The organism is Pontibacter sp. GD7 (assembly GCF_058216375.1).
This window is the reverse complement of the sequence record NZ_JBYZMP010000001.1, coordinates 687986-704769: the sequence shown is the minus strand read 5'-3', so window position 1 is coordinate 704769 and position 16784 is coordinate 687986. Positions and strand designations below refer to the sequence as shown.

11 protein-coding genes and 2 tRNA genes are annotated in these 16784 nt (G+C 43.8%); 5 read left to right on the top strand and 8 right to left on the bottom strand.

What is annotated here, in order from left to right; all coding sequences use genetic code 11:
* The first annotated feature begins 5 nt into the window (after window positions 1-5).
* From mreC to rodA, 4 genes are read left to right on the top strand one after another with little or no spacing between them, the layout of a single operon-like run.
* Window positions 6-872, top strand: coding sequence for a rod shape-determining protein MreC (gene mreC, locus AC4BAP_RS02995; protein ID WP_490581126.1), 867 nt, complete (start codon window positions 6-8; stop codon window positions 870-872).
* The gene (locus tag AC4BAP_RS02990; protein ID WP_490581125.1) at window positions 862-1389 is read left to right on the top strand and encodes a hypothetical protein; all 528 of its coding nucleotides are present in this window, start codon (window positions 862-864) and stop codon (window positions 1387-1389) included. Before mreC ends, AC4BAP_RS02990 begins: the two co-directional genes overlap by 11 nt.
* Entirely contained in the window at window positions 1390-3219 is a 1830-nt protein-coding gene (gene mrdA / locus AC4BAP_RS02985; RefSeq protein WP_490581124.1) for a penicillin-binding protein 2, read from the top strand. It begins immediately after the preceding gene.
* Window positions 3220-3223: 4 nt separating this feature from the next.
* On the top strand, window positions 3224-4549 hold the full coding sequence (rodA, locus tag AC4BAP_RS02980) for a rod shape-determining protein RodA (RefSeq protein ID WP_490581123.1): 1326 nt from the start codon (window positions 3224-3226) through the stop codon (window positions 4547-4549).
* 9 nt (window positions 4550-4558) lie between these two features.
* On the opposite strand, the gene AC4BAP_RS02975 is transcribed toward rodA, so the two are convergent.
* The 8 genes from AC4BAP_RS02975 to mutS form a co-directional block, all read right to left on the bottom strand.
* Window positions 4559-5638 carry an acyltransferase family protein gene (locus AC4BAP_RS02975; RefSeq protein WP_490581122.1) on the bottom strand — a complete coding sequence of 360 codons (1080 nt, stop codon included), beginning with the start codon at window positions 5636-5638 and terminating at the stop codon, window positions 4559-4561.
* A gap of 604 nt (window positions 5639-6242) precedes the next feature.
* Window positions 6243-6647 (bottom strand): hypothetical protein, encoded by a 405-nt coding sequence (locus AC4BAP_RS02970; protein WP_490581121.1) that lies wholly within the window; start codon window positions 6645-6647, stop codon window positions 6243-6245.
* On the bottom strand, window positions 6634-9420 hold the full coding sequence (locus AC4BAP_RS02965; protein ID WP_490581120.1) for a class I SAM-dependent DNA methyltransferase: 2787 nt from the start codon (window positions 9418-9420) through the stop codon (window positions 6634-6636). Before AC4BAP_RS02965 ends, AC4BAP_RS02970 begins: the two co-directional genes overlap by 14 nt.
* Before the next feature lie 151 nt (window positions 9421-9571).
* Entirely contained in the window at window positions 9572-11575 is a 2004-nt protein-coding gene (locus AC4BAP_RS02960; protein WP_490581119.1) for a hypothetical protein, read from the bottom strand.
* Entirely contained in the window at window positions 11568-12173 is a 606-nt protein-coding gene (locus AC4BAP_RS02955; protein ID WP_490581118.1) for a Panacea domain-containing protein, read from the bottom strand. Before AC4BAP_RS02955 ends, AC4BAP_RS02960 begins: the two co-directional genes overlap by 8 nt.
* 269 nt (window positions 12174-12442) lie before the next feature.
* Window positions 12443-12526: transfer RNA gene (locus AC4BAP_RS02950), tRNA-Leu, on the bottom strand.
* Window positions 12527-12610: 84 nt separating this feature from the next.
* Window positions 12611-12683: transfer RNA gene (locus AC4BAP_RS02945), tRNA-Gly, on the bottom strand.
* A gap of 332 nt (window positions 12684-13015) precedes the next feature.
* Entirely contained in the window at window positions 13016-15643 is a 2628-nt protein-coding gene (mutS, locus tag AC4BAP_RS02940; RefSeq protein ID WP_490581117.1) for a DNA mismatch repair protein MutS, read from the bottom strand.
* 522 nt (window positions 15644-16165) lie between these two features.
* Here mutS and AC4BAP_RS02935 point away from each other — a divergent pair.
* Complete coding sequence (locus AC4BAP_RS02935) at window positions 16166-16705, top strand: RNA methyltransferase (RefSeq protein ID WP_490581116.1); 540 nt, start codon at window positions 16166-16168, stop codon at window positions 16703-16705.
* Window positions 16706-16784 lie beyond the last annotated feature (79 nt).

The following is a 16784-nucleotide window of genomic DNA, read 5'->3' as shown; positions in this document are numbered from 1 at the left end:
ACTAAATGCGGAATCTTTTTGCTTTTATATACCGGTTCCGTGCATTCCTGGTATTTGTGTTGCTGGAGGTGCTGTGCATTTTCATGATCGTGCGCTATAACACGTATCAGGGTGCAGCTTTTTTTAACTCGGCAAACAAGTATGTTGGGGAGGTACTGGAGTTCCAGAGCGGCATAACCGACTATTTCAGGCTGGCTAATGTGAACAAGACATTGGCCCGTGAGAATGCTATGCTGCGCCAGGAACTGCTGCAGTTCCGCCGTGCTGCCCTGATAGACAGCACCAGCACCCTGGACACGACCTTCTTTGCCGAGACGGATACACTCAAAAAGTATCCGTTCATCCTGCATGCCGGCCGTGTGATCAACAACTCAGTAAGGCGCACCAACAACACGCTTACACTGGCAGTGGGCACAGCAGATGGCGTGAAGCCGGGTATGGGCGTAATTGCCAGCCATGGAGTGGTGGGCCGCATCAAAACCGTGTCGGAGAACTATTCTACGGCTACCTCGCTGCTGCACTCGCAAATGCTGATATCGGCTAAGATCAAAAAGAACAATACCTTTGGCACAGTAAAATGGCAGGGAGGTGATTACCGCACCGCTTTACTCGACTACATACCGCTACACGTGAAACCAGCCAAAGGCGACACTGTGGTGACCAGTGGCTTTAACACTGTGTTTCCGGAAGGCGTGATGATCGGCACCATCAGCTCGGTGGCTAAAGAGCCGGACAGGAGTTTTTATACTATAAAGGTTAAGCTGGCTGTGGATTTCGCGCAGCTGTCTTATGTGTATGTGGTGGAAAACACCAAAACCGCCGAAAGGGAAAAACTAGAACAAGAAGCAGGCATACTTCCAAATGAAGAGTAGCATCGGCTTAAATAACATTCTGCAGTTTATACTGTTTGTGGCACTCCAGGTACTGCTAATGGACAACCTGGTGCTTTACAGTACAGGCTTTTGCTACATTTACGTGGCTTTTCTGCTATTCCTGCCTATTGGCATAAACAGGCTGTTGCTGCTTTTCCTTGGCTTTCTGGTGGGCTTTACCGTGGATGTGTTTTACGATACCATGGGCATACACGCAGCGGCCAGTGTTTTGCTTGCTTTTTTGCGTCCTCACCTTTTGAACCTTCTTACACCCCGCGATGGTTACGACATAAGTGATTCGGTAAACATCCATACAATGGGCAAGGGCTGGTTCCTGACTTATACTTTCACGTTGCTTCTGGTACACCATGCAGCAGTGTTTTTCCTGGAAAGGATAAGTTTTGACGACTTCCTGCACACACTCTTAAAAATTGTGTTAAGTGTATTGTTTACCGGTGTGGTAGTGATCATACTACAGTTACTGTTCTTTTCACCTAAGAGAACAAGTAGAGCGTAAATGAACTATTTAGAGAACAGAAAGTACGTAATTCAAGGCATCTTCTTATTAGTGGGCATGGTGTATGCCCTGCGCCTTTTCTACATACAGGTAGTAGACAGCAGCTACAAGCAGGCTGCCGATACCAATGCCATCAAAACCATCATCCAGTACCCGTTCCGTGGCCTGATCTACGACCGCGACGGCCAATTGCTGGTACAGAACGCCCCGGTTTATGATCTGATGGTGGTGCCCAAAGAGGTAAAGCAACTTGACACGCTGCGCCTGAGCACTTTACTGGAATTACCGTTGGAGGATGTGCGTGAACGCCTGAAGAAAGCACGGAAATTCTCTTATGTGCAGCCTTCCATCTTTTACCAAAAGCTTACTACAAAAGACCTGGCGCATATCCAGGATAACCTCATCGACTTTCCGGGGTTCTACATTAATGCCCGTACGGCACGCGGTTACCCACACCAGAGCCTTTCGCATGCGCTAGGCTACATTGCCGAGATCAGCCCGAAACAGCTGGAGGATACCACCTACAAAGGCTACCGCCCCGGCGACTATATTGGCAAAAGCGGCATTGAGCTGGAGTATGAGAAATTTCTGATGGGCCGCCGCGGCGTGAAGTATAAAATGGTGAACGTGCGCGGTGTAGAGAAAGGCCCTTTTAAAGACGGCGCTTACGATACCCTTTCCGTTGCCGGTAAAAACCTTGTAAGCACCATAGACCTGGACCTGCAGGCCTACGGTGAACACCTGATGAACGGCGCCAAGGGAAGTATAGTAGCCATAGAACCCGCCACCGGCGAGATACTGGCTTACATCTCAGCGCCGTTCTACGACCCGAACCTGTTTACGGGCAAAGACTACGGTAAGAATTACATGGCCTTGCTGCAGGATAAGGACAAGACCATGTTCAACCGTCCTATCATGGCCGACCAGAACCCGCCAGGCTCTATCTTTAAACTGGTGCAGGCCCTGATTGCTTTGGAAGAAGGCGTGATCAGCCCAAAAACACAGTTTGCCTGCAACAAAGCACTGGTGAACTGCCACCCGCACCCATCGCCTCTGGACCTCAATGGCGCTGTGCAGCACTCTTGTAACCCGTGGTTTTTCCAGGCATACAGGTTACTGATCAATCAGGGCAAGTCTAAAAACACATTTACAGATACCTCCATAGGCTTAAGGGACTGGCGCGAGCAGGTGCTTACGTTTGGTTTCGGCCAGAAACTAGGTATCGATATCCCTGGCGAAAAGAAAGGCATCATCGCCTCTCCGGAACTTTATGACCGTGTATATGGGAAAAACCGCTGGAAGTACTCTACGATCTACTCGTTAAGTATAGGTCAGGGAGAACTTGGGGTAACGCCGCTGCAAATGGCAAACTTTATGGCCATTGTGGCCAACCGTGGCTACTACGTAACCCCGCATATCATACGCTCTGTGGGTGAAGACGGCAAGCCTTTAAAAGAGTACCAGGAACGCCACTATACTTCTGTTGGGGCCAAACACTATGAGCCGATCATTGAAGGTATGGCCGAGGTGGTGCGCGCAGGTACGGCCCGCAGGGCAAACCTTTCTAAAGTAGGAATAGAAGTATGCGGTAAAACAGGTACAGCCCAGAACCCACAGGGCCCTGACCATGCCGTGTTCGTAGCTTTTGCGCCAAAAGAGAACCCAAAGATCGCGATTGCGGTTTATGTGGAACACGGAAAATGGGGAGGTCAGTCGGCAGCGCCAATTGCAGGCCTGATGATTGAAAAGTACCTGACCGACACCGTGACCATAAAAGAACAGGAGAAGTGGGTACTTAGCCGCGAGTACCTGAACATTAAATCGAAGTAAGCCAATGGGTGCAGAGCCACAAGTATTACAAAAGTATAAAGTAGCCTCGCGCAGCAGCCACCGCGCCAACAAGCTGCTTACCCACCACATGGACTGGGTAACGATACTGCTGTATTTCCTGCTGGTTGCCTTAGGCTGGATGAACATCTATGCGGCGGTATACAGCCCCGACAATGTGGTGAACATCATGAGCTTCGATATTAACTCCGGTAAACAGCTGGTATGGATAGGCGCCTCGCTTATACTTATACTTGTGCTGTTGGTGGTGGATTACAAAGTATACGAACACCTTGCCTACCCTATTTACGGGGGCATCATTCTGTTGCTGTTGGTAACGCTGGTTATTGCCAAGCCTATTGCAGGCTCCAGGTCCTGGCTGGATCTGGGAGGAGGCATACGCCTGCAGCCTGCCGAGCTGGCTAAATTTGCCACGGCATTAGCCGTTTCCAAGTACCTGAGTGGCGTAAACCTGCGCCAGCAAAACTTTAAGGACCAGATGAAACTGGCAGCCATTACCTTTCTGCCGCCTGTCATCATCATCCTGCAAAACGAAACGGGATCTGCGCTGGTGTTCGGGGCATTTATACTTGCCTTCTTCCGTGAAGGCATGTCGCCGCTTATACTTATAATCGGGTGTTCTGCGGCAGCCATTTTTATACTTACCCTGCTGGTACCAAAGCTATACCTGATCATCGGCATTGCCGCCTTAATGGGCCTGGCCACCTGGATGGATTACCGCCTGATGCGCCGCCTGAAAACAATGATCGCCATGTTCCTGCTGGTAGTGGGCATGATCTTCAGCGTAGACTATTTTGTGAATAACATCCTGCAGCCGCACCAGCAAAACCGTATCAAGGCGCTTATCAACCCCGAGGCTGACCCACTGGGCTATGGCTGGAACGTAACGCAGTCTAAGATCGCGATCGGATCTGGTGGTTTCTGGGGTAAAGGCTTTTTAGAAGGTACGCAAACCAAGTTCGATTTCGTGCCCGAGCAAAGCACCGACTTTATCTTCTGTACCATTGGTGAGGAGCATGGTTGGATAGGCAGCACTGTTCTGATTGGGCTTTTCATCTTCCTGCTAATCAGGATCGTGGCCATTGCGGAACGCCAGCGCACTGTATTCGGGCGTACGTATGGCTATTGTGTGGCTTCCATCATCTTCTTCCATTTCTTGGTAAACGTGGGCATGACGATAGGCCTGGCGCCTGTTGTGGGTATTCCGTTGCCATTCTTTAGCTATGGTGGTTCCTCGTTGTGGTCGTTTACCATTCTGCTGTTCATACTTATTGCCCTCGACGCCAACCGTGCCAAGGACCTGGCCAGGTAAGTATAGCTGTTAAGGTGCCGATGCTTTCTCGGCCTGTTTAATGGTAAGGTTTTCCGTTGCGATTGACTTAGTGCTTGCCTCCGCAACAGCCGGCGCAACAACGGCCTTCGGAGCTCCCATTCTGCCATTGTACCAGGCCTGAAGCTTCTTCTTTACTACACGCGAGGTGTTTTGCTCTACAGTGCGGTTAACGATAGTCGCCAGTAAAGTAATCGCCACAAATATCACTGCCACCAAACCAATGTGCACCCATATGTTATCAGTGGCAAACAATCTCCTGAAAGTAAGGCCTATTTCCTGGTGCAGCAGGTAGAACGGGTATGATATCTCCCCCATAAACAACACCCACTTATACTTACGCAGAAAGGCCAGCTTGCCAAGCACCAGCAGTGTGAAAAGGGCGAAGAAGCTACAGATCAAAGCTATCTCGATGCTATGGTTAAAGTATGGAAGGTAGCTGCCATAGCCATACATCAGCGCAATACCCAGGCAAAGTATAAGGCCGGCTACACGCGCAGGCTTTAGCCTTTGGTCGAGGTGGATATGATAGAAAATAATGCCTGCCGCAAACAGGTTAAAGTACTTTACAACTGCCTGTGCATACTTTGGTATGCCTCCCAACTCCGGATCCAGAAAGAGTCCCCCTAGTGCCATTGCAAGCATTGCACCCGTCCAGAGGCGTACTTTGTTTATAACACCCAGCATCAGCGCAGCAAAAACCACGGCATAGAACACCAACTCCTCGGTAAGGCTCCAGTAGGCACCGTCTATGTTCTCAACACCCATAAACTCCTGGAACATTGTCAGGTTATAAAGCAACTGCGGGAACGTAACATCGCCACGACCAAAGTATAAAACGGCAAAGGTTATGAACAGGCAAACCCAGTAAGTGGGATATAGTCTGGAAAAGCGGGCAATCACAAAGTCCGAAGGTTTCTTTACGTTTCGGGCAGTCATGAAAATAACAAACCCGGATATGATAAAGAAAAGGTGCACTCCCAGGTAACCGTAGTCAAATAGCTGAAAGTGAAAAAGGAAGACGGCAAAAGCAGCCAGGCCGCGCAATGCATCGAGTTCTTGTATTCTCATTATAAAATTGTAGAGGGCGGCAAGCAAGTATGGCCTACCAAAGCGCAGCCAGCATTATACTGCACGTAATATTAGAAATATAGGTATATACCTGATGTAGCGTATTTTGTTGCTAAGCAACCGTGATTATCTGAAAAAATGGATGCAAATGAGGGGGACAACCAAAATTGTTGCGAAAGTGTTACAAAACGAAAAGCCCCTTATACTTTTTAAGGTATAAGGGGCTTTATATTATCAAGATTGGGTGCATAACCCTTAGATATAGTAAAACAAGTACAAGCAAATATCCGCCTAAAACACTCTTAAAAGTAGCTTTACAGTTTTGCTGACCTTCATACTTTCCCTTGTTTCGCTGATGCCTTAAAGTATGAAAAACAGTGACACAGCCTTAAAAACAACTATGTGTTTAGTATTTATGAAAAGCTGTTTAATGATGATAAGCATTATGAAAAACTATAAAGCAAGCACTTTAGAAAATTCTATGCAACTAAGCCTACCAAGCATTACTTAAAGTTAATGCAGGGTATGAGAGCAGCTGAGAGAGTGCCTTATACTGAAGCTGAACTGATTGTTATGTAGTGAGAAAGATCAATAAAAACTTACCTCACTTTTTAGCAAACTCTTCTTTTGATGTATCAACAAGGATATAATCTGTGAAAAAAGATATTTCATCAAACCCTTGAGTTTTTTCCCACCTGATAACATTTGAAGGATTATGAAAGCTAGGTTTAGCTTTTTTTAAACCAATTACCTGAAGAGCTTCTTTATCTGCTGTAAAATCAGGCACACCGTAAATAGTAATTCTGTTAGCAACTCCTTGCGAGAATATCACTTCATATTTACCACCTTGAAAATGAGCTTTTTCACAGTAACCGGCTATACGTGGATATTCAGTATGTCTATCAACTATCTCAGCTTCTCCTATTACAGTTTCAATCACATCTAATGATTTTCCAGCAATTTTTGTAATATCTATTATTTGTCTTGGAGTTGAATTAGTATTGTTCATATATATTGACATTCATTCGTTTTACATTTTCCTTTTTGCCTCGCTTCTTCTTTTCCTTTACAAACAGGCCTGCCGTATACTTTTCATACAGCTCAAACAGGAACTCCATACGCTTAGCCTCTGACACAAAGGACTGAGGGCGGTAACATAAATCAACCGCTTTATCTAAAGCCTGATGAGCTTTAACAAGTAAAGGCGGCATTGTAAGCGGGTCGTATAGATCTGCTAAGGAGCTATTAGGAAACAGGGCACGGGCATCTAAAACGCTTTGAGCGGCTTTCTCTACGGCTTTAATCTGCTTTTCGCTAGGGTTTTCAGGCCAAGGATAGTTATTATATACTATATCACTAGAATATCTATAATCACTTTTAATTCTACCACACACTTTTCTAACCCAAGTCATGTGCATATCAGATATCAACACTCCGAAAGTATACAGCGTAGCGTTAGGTATAGCTGTACAGGAATTTCCTATAATATAGTCCGGTGTAAAAAAACCAAATGGAATGTATTTTCTATTCTCCGAAGTATGTAGTGGAATTACAATATATGAAAACTTAGGTTGTCTTATCTCTGCAAATAATGTAGGATAGTTTGCTAATTTCTGAGTTGCTTTCTTGCTACTTTTTGCGCGGAAGCTTCTTACATTATTAACACGCTCCATAATATTAGGCAACTTTCTAAGCTTATCAGGCTTTGCATTCTCTAACCATAAACACCATCTGTTTTTAGAATATAGAAACTCTTTATTACTTATAAATGGCTTGATAAATTTGTTTGCTTCAGGCTCTGATTGCAGAAAAAAACTTTTCTCTTCATCAGTAAAGAAAAAATTTCCATCATCTACAGGTTTGTTTCCATATAATGTGGCAGGAACATTACTTATAGGCAATCTTCTTGAGGATAGCACAATGTCATTTCCCTCAATTAAATACGGGTTTATATTTTTTACCCTAATCTCATGAGGCTCTGATTTGATATTTTCATATTCATAAATAAACTTTTCAGCTATATCAAAGTTGGCAAATCCTATAATCACTACATGAACTGCTGCATTTCCTTTAGCTTCGTTACTCCAACTAAATGTGCGATGTGCGAAATGAATTTTAATGTTATACTTGTTAAACATCTCATTCCAAAGAACACCTACCTGCTCACCTTGAGCAATAGAATTAGTCGAAACGAAAGCTACTTTTATTTTAGTACCATTAATATATTTTGCTGCTTTTAGATACCAACCAGTAACATAATCTAGAACTCCTGCTGCTTTTACCCCTACAAATACATTATCCATATCAGCATTTTGCTGGTCGTTTTGCAAATGCTTGCCTATAAAAGGTGGGTTACCGAGGATATATGATAAATCACCATTGGACACAACAGATTCCCAATCAACTTGCAAAGCATTACCAACAGTAATATTAGCTGATTTCTTTAATGGCAGGCGTGCAAAGTATTGTCCGAACTCCTCACTAATGAGCATGTTCATTTGATGGTCTATAAGCCACATGGCAACCTCAGCAATACGGGCCGGAAACTCCTCGTACTCTATGCCATACACCATATCTACATCAAGCCAGATAATATCACTCACATTCAGGAAGCCTTGCCCGCTCCTGTTCATGGCCCGCAGGATCTCTATTTCCAGCAAGCGCAATTCACGGTACGTAATAATCAGGAAGTTGCCGCAACCGCAGGCAGGGTCTAAAAACTTAAGGGTGCTTAGCTTTTTATGGAATTCTGTTAGCTTGTTACGGTTGGTTTTGATGCTCTCAAACTCCTGCCAAAGTTCATCTAAGAACAGCGGCTTTATAAGCTTCAGGATGTTCTTTTCTGAGGTATAGTGTGCCCCCAGGTTTCTACGCTCCTTAGGGTTCATTACACTCTGAAACAATGAGCCGAAAATAGCAGGAGAAATTTTGCTCCAATCCAACCCGCAGCACTCCAGCAACAAAGCCCGCATAGTGCTATCAAAGGCGGCATAGGGCAAGTGCTCCTCAAACAGTTTACCGTTTACATACGGAAACATAGTAAGGTGCTCATCTATGTTCTTTAGCCGCTTATCTACAGGCGTATTCAGGATATAGAACAGCTGAGACAGATGAGCGGCCAAATCAGAACCATCCTCAGCGGTTTTCTGCTCTATGTAGTCCTGAAACAAACGTTTATCAAAGATGCTGGTATCTTCAGCAAACAAACAGAACAGCATACGCACTAAGTATACCTCCAGCGCGTGCCCCTCATATCCTATAGCCTTTAGTTGGTCGTGCAGCTTACCCATACGCTCAGCTGCCTCTACGTTTACAGGGTCTTCACTCTTATAGCTTTTGGTTTGATACCCTAGCATATAGCCAAAGAGCTTTACATTCTTATACAGCTCGTTTAGCAAAAACTCCTGTTGCGTGTTTTCCTCCAGATCGTAGAGCCGGAACCGCTCAAAATCTGATACCAGTATGTAACGGGGTAATTCGTAATCCTTAAGACCGGGGAAATAGCCTAAGGCTTGTTGGTAGGCTTTGTCTAGGTTCTTACCCTTAGACTTCATCTCAATCAGTATTACTCCTTTCCAGAGTAGGTCTATATAGCCATCAGATTGGCTCAGTTTCTTTACTTTGTGCTCAAACGTGGAAACGCGCTTGCTGCTAATTCCAAACACGTTAAAGAACTCCACTAAAAAAGGTTTAGCATCTGCCTCCTCCCGTTCTGTATCCTGCCACTCTTTAGAGAATCTTACAGCACGGTCTTTTATTTCATTCCAGCTAAGGGCCGCCATAGGTTTGTTTTCTGTTTATTGCTTTATCGCAATATAGAAAATAATTTAACCTATAATTCTAACAAAATTTGTATACTAAGAAATATCAATCCTAAAATCGATTCGATTGAGAGCTTTATTTCTCTATCTTGTTTGTTATATGTATTAGAGCTTAAAACTTAATCAATACTTCTTTTAAAGACTCCCTTTCAACTTTTAAGCTATCAGTAGTGATATTTACTGTTGAGCCACTACTTTCGCCACTCCGTTTTTCTTTAGGGAAATCAATATCATTGGGACTTTTAATACTATCAATAAGTATATAAGTAAACAATAGGTAGGAAAGAAAAATAGCAATATGTATAGGGGTTATTTTAACAATGCTATTTCTTGTAACTACCCAAATGCAGATAACAAATAGACCTAATGCATAAGCAAAAGCTATCATGAACATCACAGCTTGATTGAAATTTTCAACATTATCGTACAATTGTATATTTCCTATTGCAAATAGCACAATAGCAGCAAAAATGCTTAATATTTCAATCTGCTTTCTATCATGTCTTCCTATCTCTTGTCTAATTTCTTCAATTTTTTCTTTTTCTTCATAAATCTCAGTCTTAACCTCAGATAAGCTTTTCAATTTATCTAGCTCATTATTTATAAGCTTCAATTCCCTTCTAACCTTTTCATAGTTTATAGGGAGAATAAATGAAGAAGCCATGAAAATTGGCAGCTCTTCATTGCCTATAGATACTCGCCCAGTAAGCGTACATTCCTCCAGAGGTAATTGATAGGCCAAATAATTTTTATCTTGGCACCACTCAAAACATTCGTAAGCTTTTTCAATCTTGCTTTGCGATTTTTGCAAAAGTTTCTCAATTAAGCTAAAATTTGGCTTATTCTTTTTTAACTCAAGTCGTACTGCTTTAAGCAAATACTCACAGAATCTATAATAAGGAAAATAGTTTTTTATTGAAGTCTCTTGCTGAACAATTGAAATATGTTTTAAGAGTTTCTCTAGCTCAGATGTGAATTCTTCACTAAACTTATTTCTGTAGATAAGTAATGAAAGCCTATTATTTAAGATGTAGTTATATGAAACATTTAATGCCTTAGTATCAAAAGCCCCTGCCAAAAACACTTGCCTTTCTTTATATATTCCACCAAACTCTTCTACTAAATTATGTACTAGCTCTGGGCTCTTATATTTGTCTTTATAATAATTTATCAGAGTATGATATTCACTTAAATTGAGAGAGTCTTGATTATGCAACTTTCTGTTAATTCCATCAATTAAACCTTTATAATAGGAGCCAAACCTATCACCTGCTTTATAATGGTTCTCAGACTTCTCAAGGAAAGGTTCATAATACTTTACAGACTGTTTAACTTCAGTTATATCTAGCTCCTTATCATTATACTCATATATATATAAATAATTCTTGTTATCTTTTTCTAGCCTGTTTAATATTTTAAATAGAAGATAATTACATTTATCTAATAGAATCTTAACTAGAGATGTTATTTCTTCAGGAATAGCTGTGTCTATAATAGCAACTTCTAACTTCTTTTGAATAATTAGTAAAGCTTCTAAATATTCACTCTTAACAACTATATTATGATCTACTTCGGCTAGCTGTATATTTAATGCAAAAATTCCGTTAAGCTTGGCAGTAATCGTTTCTAAAGGATTCGGATATACATTTAAACTATTTTGAGTAAGGATTACATCAGTTAAATGTATAGCATTAGATGAGGACAGATTAACTTTAATGCGACTAACAAGAAGTTTATACTGTGATATAGAGTCTAATACTGGAGCATTGAGAGAATTCTGTAGCCCATCGTATAACTCATAAATAGTCTCATCAGGGGAAGTTGCAATGGTTGGTATTGAATTCAAGATTTCACTAGCAGATAATCTTATATTTTCTAGTCGTCCTGCTAATTCATCTACATTTATATAGTCACCAGTGATGATAGATTTAAATAAAGATGCATATATAGATTCTGCAGCTTTATTAATCTCACTTGTAAAGTTAGGGGCAAAACCTTCCCTTTCTGGCTCAGAAAGACTTAGATAAGAAACCCTTAGTGACTGTTCAGAATAAAAGCTAGCTAAATTAGCCAGCTTTTGTTCTGTATCATTAAAATAGGAGAATGGATTATGCACTTTTTAAACTATAGAATTTCTTCTCAGCCTTAATTATCTCTTTAGGAATTTTTAGGCTATACTTTCTGAAAGACCGAGCCAACTTGTATGTTGATTGCCATGAATACCATGTATGGCTTAAATCAACCAAATCAGATGCTGAATAGTTGATTAAATCATCATTATACAATTTTATAGCTTCAAAAGATTTGTCAATTTCATTCTTGACGGCTAGGGCTAAGCCTTCGGAAGACTTTTCTGTATCACTTCCTATTATATCCAGCTTTTGATTATCTATTCTTAAGAACTCTAACTTATCTAAGCTATCATAAATATCACTTTCAACATGCCCATAAGGCAATGCCCAAAAATTATCAAATACACTTAGTAAACCGTCTTCATTTTCATTAGCCCTACTTGCACATATAAAGAAGTGCAGCTTAACCACCTTAAGCTTACTCAGATCATTATTTAAAAAATCAGCCTTCTGTTCCTTATACCAATCAGCTAACTTATTTATAAAATATTCAAATGCTTTTAATTTTACGTCTTTTAAGGGCATAAGCAAGTTAACCTCCTTTAGCTCAGCATAGTAAGTATTCAACTCTTGTCGTTTCATCTTTTACTATTATTCTTTCTCAACTATACGAGGATATAAAAATTTGAACAAAGGTTCTTTACAACAAAGATCAAAATTTATTCAAATATAATATAATATATATTTGAATCAATGGTATGGAATCCCCATAGTAAATTTTTTAAAGAGTGCGCCTCAACCCCCTATAGTTAGAAGCCAACAATCATAATTATTTGTTACCAGTTTGTTACCTACACAATAAAAAAGGGCTATAAGTTATTCACTTATAGCCCTTTAGCTTATTAATGTAGTACCAGGAGCGGGAATCGAACCCGCACGAGCTTGCGCTCACAAGATTTTAAGTCTTGCGTGTCTACCAGTTCCACCATCCCGGCAACCCACCAGAGCGTTTCCGGTGTAGTTCTTGCAAAAAACAAAGACGTTGTTCTTCACAACGTCTTCTGCCGATATTTTTGCTGAGCGGGAAACGGGATTCGAACCCGCGGCCTCGACCTTGGCAAGGTCGCGCTCTACCAACTGAGCTATTCCCGCTTTTGTCTTTTCTAAACCGCCGTAGTGATTTAGTGATGCAAAGATATAGACAAAATCTGACTTGTCAATAGCCTGCCGTAAATTTTTCCAGCATTTTTAGCTTTGCTACTGATTTTCAGGTAGAAAATTTTTAAAAATATTTCTCTTGTTATGGTTTACCCACCCCTGGCCCCTCCGAGGTGGGGAATTAGGGAACGATTATCATCCCCCTGCCCCCTTCGAAGAGGGACACTTAACCAGGACTTCTCCCCTCCTGTTTTTAGGAGGGGCTGGGGGAGGTAAAATTCCCCTCCGAGGAGGGGAATTTTTAGGTACACCCTATACTAGAAAAGCTACTTTAAAGCCTCCTGCCCTTTGTCCTGCAGCAACATCTTAAGCTCGTTCAGCTTTAAAAGTGCCTCCACCGGGGTAATGGTATTTATATCCAGCTGCTCTATAAGCTCCTTGGCACGCTCCAAGTGCGGGTTGCTTGGCTCGAACATACTTAACTGGTAGTTGTTCTTTGGTGCGGTTTTCATGCGCTGTTTCGGCGCGTGCTCCGATACTTTCTCCTTTTCCAGGTGATGCATGATCTCATCGGCGCGCAATACTACACTGTTCGGCATACCTGCCATCTGGGCCACATGTATACCAAAGCTGTGCTCACTACCCCCTGCCACCAGTTTGCGCATAAACAGAATCTTGCCACCGGCTTCGCGCACCGACACATTATAGTTCTTAACCCTCGGGAAGTCCTCGGCCAGCTGGTTTAGCTCGTGGTAATGCGTGGCGAAAAGTGTTTTGGCTTTATACTTTGGGTGGTTGTGCAAGTGCTCTACAATTGCCCAGGCAATGGAAATACCGTCGTAGGTGCTCGTACCACGGCCAATCTCATCCATCAGCACCAGGCTGCGGTCCGAGAGGTTGTTCAGTATACTTGCCGTTTCGGTCATCTCCACCATAAACGTAGACTCGCCTTTAGACAGGTTATCCGAAGCACCCACGCGGGTAAATATCTTATCAATGATGCCTATACTTGCTGCTTCGGCTGGTACAAAGCAACCGATCTGGGCCATCAGCACGATCAGGGCCGTCTGGCGTAGCAGGGCACTTTTACCGGCCATGTTAGGGCCCGTAATGATGATGACCTGCTGCTCTTCATTGTCTAAGAAAATATCGTTTGGCACGTAGGCCTCGCCTAGCGGCAACTGCTTCTCGATTACCGGGTGGCGGCCTTTTTTAATATCCAGCACATGGCTGTCGCTTACCTCCGGCTTCACGTAGTTATTGGCCAGGGCTATACTTGCAAAAGAGCTCAAACAGTCTATCACGCCAATAACTTTTGCGTTTTGCTGTACCTGCGCCACGTAATCCAGGGCGTGCAGCACCAGCTCATTATATAACCCAAATTCTATACTAAAGATGCGGTCCTCGGCATTCAGGATCTTCTCCTCGTAGGTCTTCAGCTCTTCGGTGATGTAGCGCTCAGCATTAACCAGCGTCTGCTTTCGTATCCAGGATGCCGGCACTTTATCCTTATGCGCGTTGCTAACCTCCAGGTAGTAGCCAAATACTTTGTTATAGGCTATCTTAAGCGAGCTGATACCAGTGTTCTTGATCTCACGCTGCTGTACCTGCGCCAGGTAATCTTTACCCGAGAAGGCAATAGCACGCAGCTCGTCCAGTTCTGCATGTACACCATCGTTTATCATGTTGCCCTGGTTGGTGAGCATTGGCGGCTCCGGCTTTAGCACATTCTTTATCTCTTCGCGCAGGCCTTCGCATGGTGCCAGCTGGGCAGCCAGTTTCTGCAGGGCCGGAATATCACTCAAGGCCAAAGCTTTTTGTATCGGCACAATGGCATCTAATGCTTTAGACAACTGCACCAACTCCCGTGGATTTACCCTACGCACCGCCACTTTAGAGATAAGGCGCTCCAGGTCGTTTATTTGTTTCAGATGCTGTGTCAGCTCCTGTAACAGGTCCTGGTGTTTCGTAAGCGCTTCTACGGTATCTAAGCGGCGGCGAATCTGTGCTACATCTTTTAATGGCAACACCACCCACTTCTTCAGCAAGCGCGCACCCATTGGCGTTACCGTCTGGTCCAGCACATTAATCAGCGGCACGCCTTCCTGGTGCTGCGGAAAAACAAGCTCCAGGTTACGCACGGTAAACCTATCCAGCCAAACATACTTGTCTTCCTCCAGGCGGGAAATGGTGGAGATATGGCTGATCTCATTGTGCTGCGTTTCGGCGAGGTAATGAAGTATGGCTCCTGCTGAAATGATGGCCTCGGTCATACCTTCAATACCGAATCCTTTTAGCGAAGCGGTTCCAAACTGGCGGGTAAGGTTATCGTAGGCGTAATCATACTTAAACACCCATTCATCCAAGGCATAGTATCTGAAGTCGGGGCCGTAGCTTTCGGTAAAGGTTTCCTTTTCGCGTTTGCAGAACAGCACTTCTGATGGGGCCAGGCTTTGCAGCAGCTTACCTACATAATTTTTATCGCCCTGCGCCGTAATAAACTCACCGGTAGATACATCCAGGAAAGACACACCCGTTTCGGTTTTGCCAAAGTGAACGGCAGCCAGGTAGTTGTTGCTACGGCGCTCCAGCACCTGGTCGTTAAACGACACGCCTGGTGTTACCAACTCGGTTACGCCTCGTTTTACAATGCCTTTAACTGTTTTCGGGTCTTCCAGCTGGTCGCAGATGGCTACGCGCTCGCCGGCACGCACCAGCTTGGGCAGGTAAGTGTCTAAAGAATGATGCGGGAAACCGGCCAGCGCCGTTTCGGATGAAGAGCCAGCTCCGCGTTTTGTCAGTACGATATCCAGTATCTTACTTGCCTTGATAGCGTCTTCGCCGAAGGTTTCGTAAAAATCGCCTACCCTAAATAGCAGTAGTGCCCCCGGATGCTTTGCCTTGATGGCGTTGTACTGTTTCATCAAAGGGGTTACTGTGCCTTCTCCTTTCATACCTTTTTATGGTTAAATGGCTGCATGGCTAAATTGTTGATTTCGTGTATCAATGAATTTATACATTACAGCCTTATACTTTATACTTCTTAGGGAATGGACCTAACCCACCCTACCCCTCCGAGGAGGGGAATTTATACTTTAATGCTCTTTCGGACTTCCTAGTCCGAAAGCACTCTGCCGGGGACTTCCTAGTCCCCGTGTTCCTGCTAACCTACTGGTTTGCTGTTTCGGTTTTCTTTAACCGGAACGAAATAAAAGCGGATCTGCCATCCGCCTGCTGGCCTGTAGCTACTGCATTTGCTATTGCGGATTACAAATCCGCGGCTACTATACTTCCGGATTGCAAATCCGAAAGAGCAGAGAGAGCATGCATTTAAGTTATACTTCTAACAATTCAGCCATCCAACAACTTAACAGTCCAACTCGAGTTTGAATTCTGCCATCTACACCGGAACTTTGCGGCAGCGTTGGCAATGCGAGGTCTTGTGTCTTGCATCTTAAGTCTGGCGTCTAAAAACAATGCGCAAACTCTCCATGGATGACCTTAACCGCGACTCGGTTGAGGAATTCAAAAATAAGAAAAAAATACCGTTAGTCTTGGTACTCGACAATGTTCGCAGCCTGAATAACGTGGGCTCTGTTTTCCGTACAGCCGATGCCTTTATGGCCGAGAAAGTATACCTCTGCGGCATTACCGGTACCCCACCCCACCGCGACATTGAGAAAACCGCGCTAGGCGCTACAGAATCTGTGGAATGGGAACACGTAACAGATACATTGGAACTGGTGAAGCAACTGCAGGCCGATGGCTACAAAGTATGCTCGGTGGAGCAAGCGGAGAACAGCACGATGCTAAATGAATTTAACCCGGAGCCGGGACAGCATTACGCTTTTGTACTGGGCAACGAAGTTTTTGGCGTGGAGCAGGAAGTGGTAAGCGCTTCGGATGTGGTGCTGGAGATTCCGCAGTTCGGCACCAAGCACTCACTCAACATCTCGGTGGCCACCGGTGTGGTGGTATGGGATTTCCTGAGCAAAACGCTGGCGCAACAGGTCTAACTAAACTACCTGCCACAAGTATAACCAAGTATGGCCGGCAGGGTTTCTCTGGCCATACTTGCTCTTCTTAAACAAGTAC

What these genes read in the sequence shown, in the direction of transcription:
- AC4BAP_RS02975 (WP_490581122.1), bottom strand. Translation starts at nt 5,638, where the DNA reads ATGAGAATACAAGAACTCGATGCATTGCGCGGCCTGGCTGCTTTTGCC.
- rodA (WP_490581123.1), top strand. Translation starts at nt 3,224, where the DNA reads ATGGGTGCAGAGCCACAAGTATTACAAAAGTATAAAGTAGCCTCGCGC.
- AC4BAP_RS02935 (WP_490581116.1), top strand. Translation starts at nt 16,166, where the DNA reads ATGCGCAAACTCTCCATGGATGACCTTAACCGCGACTCGGTTGAGGAA.
- mreC (WP_490581126.1), top strand. Translation starts at nt 6, where the DNA reads ATGCGGAATCTTTTTGCTTTTATATACCGGTTCCGTGCATTCCTGGTA.
- AC4BAP_RS02965 (WP_490581120.1), bottom strand. Translation starts at nt 9,420, where the DNA reads ATGGCGGCCCTTAGCTGGAATGAAATAAAAGACCGTGCTGTAAGATTC.
- AC4BAP_RS02970 (WP_490581121.1), bottom strand. Translation starts at nt 6,647, where the DNA reads ATGAACAATACTAATTCAACTCCAAGACAAATAATAGATATTACAAAA.
- mutS (WP_490581117.1), bottom strand. Translation starts at nt 15,643, where the DNA reads ATGAAAGGAGAAGGCACAGTAACCCCTTTGATGAAACAGTACAACGCC.
- mrdA (WP_490581124.1), top strand. Translation starts at nt 1,390, where the DNA reads ATGAACTATTTAGAGAACAGAAAGTACGTAATTCAAGGCATCTTCTTA.
- AC4BAP_RS02990 (WP_490581125.1), top strand. Translation starts at nt 862, where the DNA reads ATGAAGAGTAGCATCGGCTTAAATAACATTCTGCAGTTTATACTGTTT.
- AC4BAP_RS02955 (WP_490581118.1), bottom strand. Translation starts at nt 12,173, where the DNA reads ATGAAACGACAAGAGTTGAATACTTACTATGCTGAGCTAAAGGAGGTT.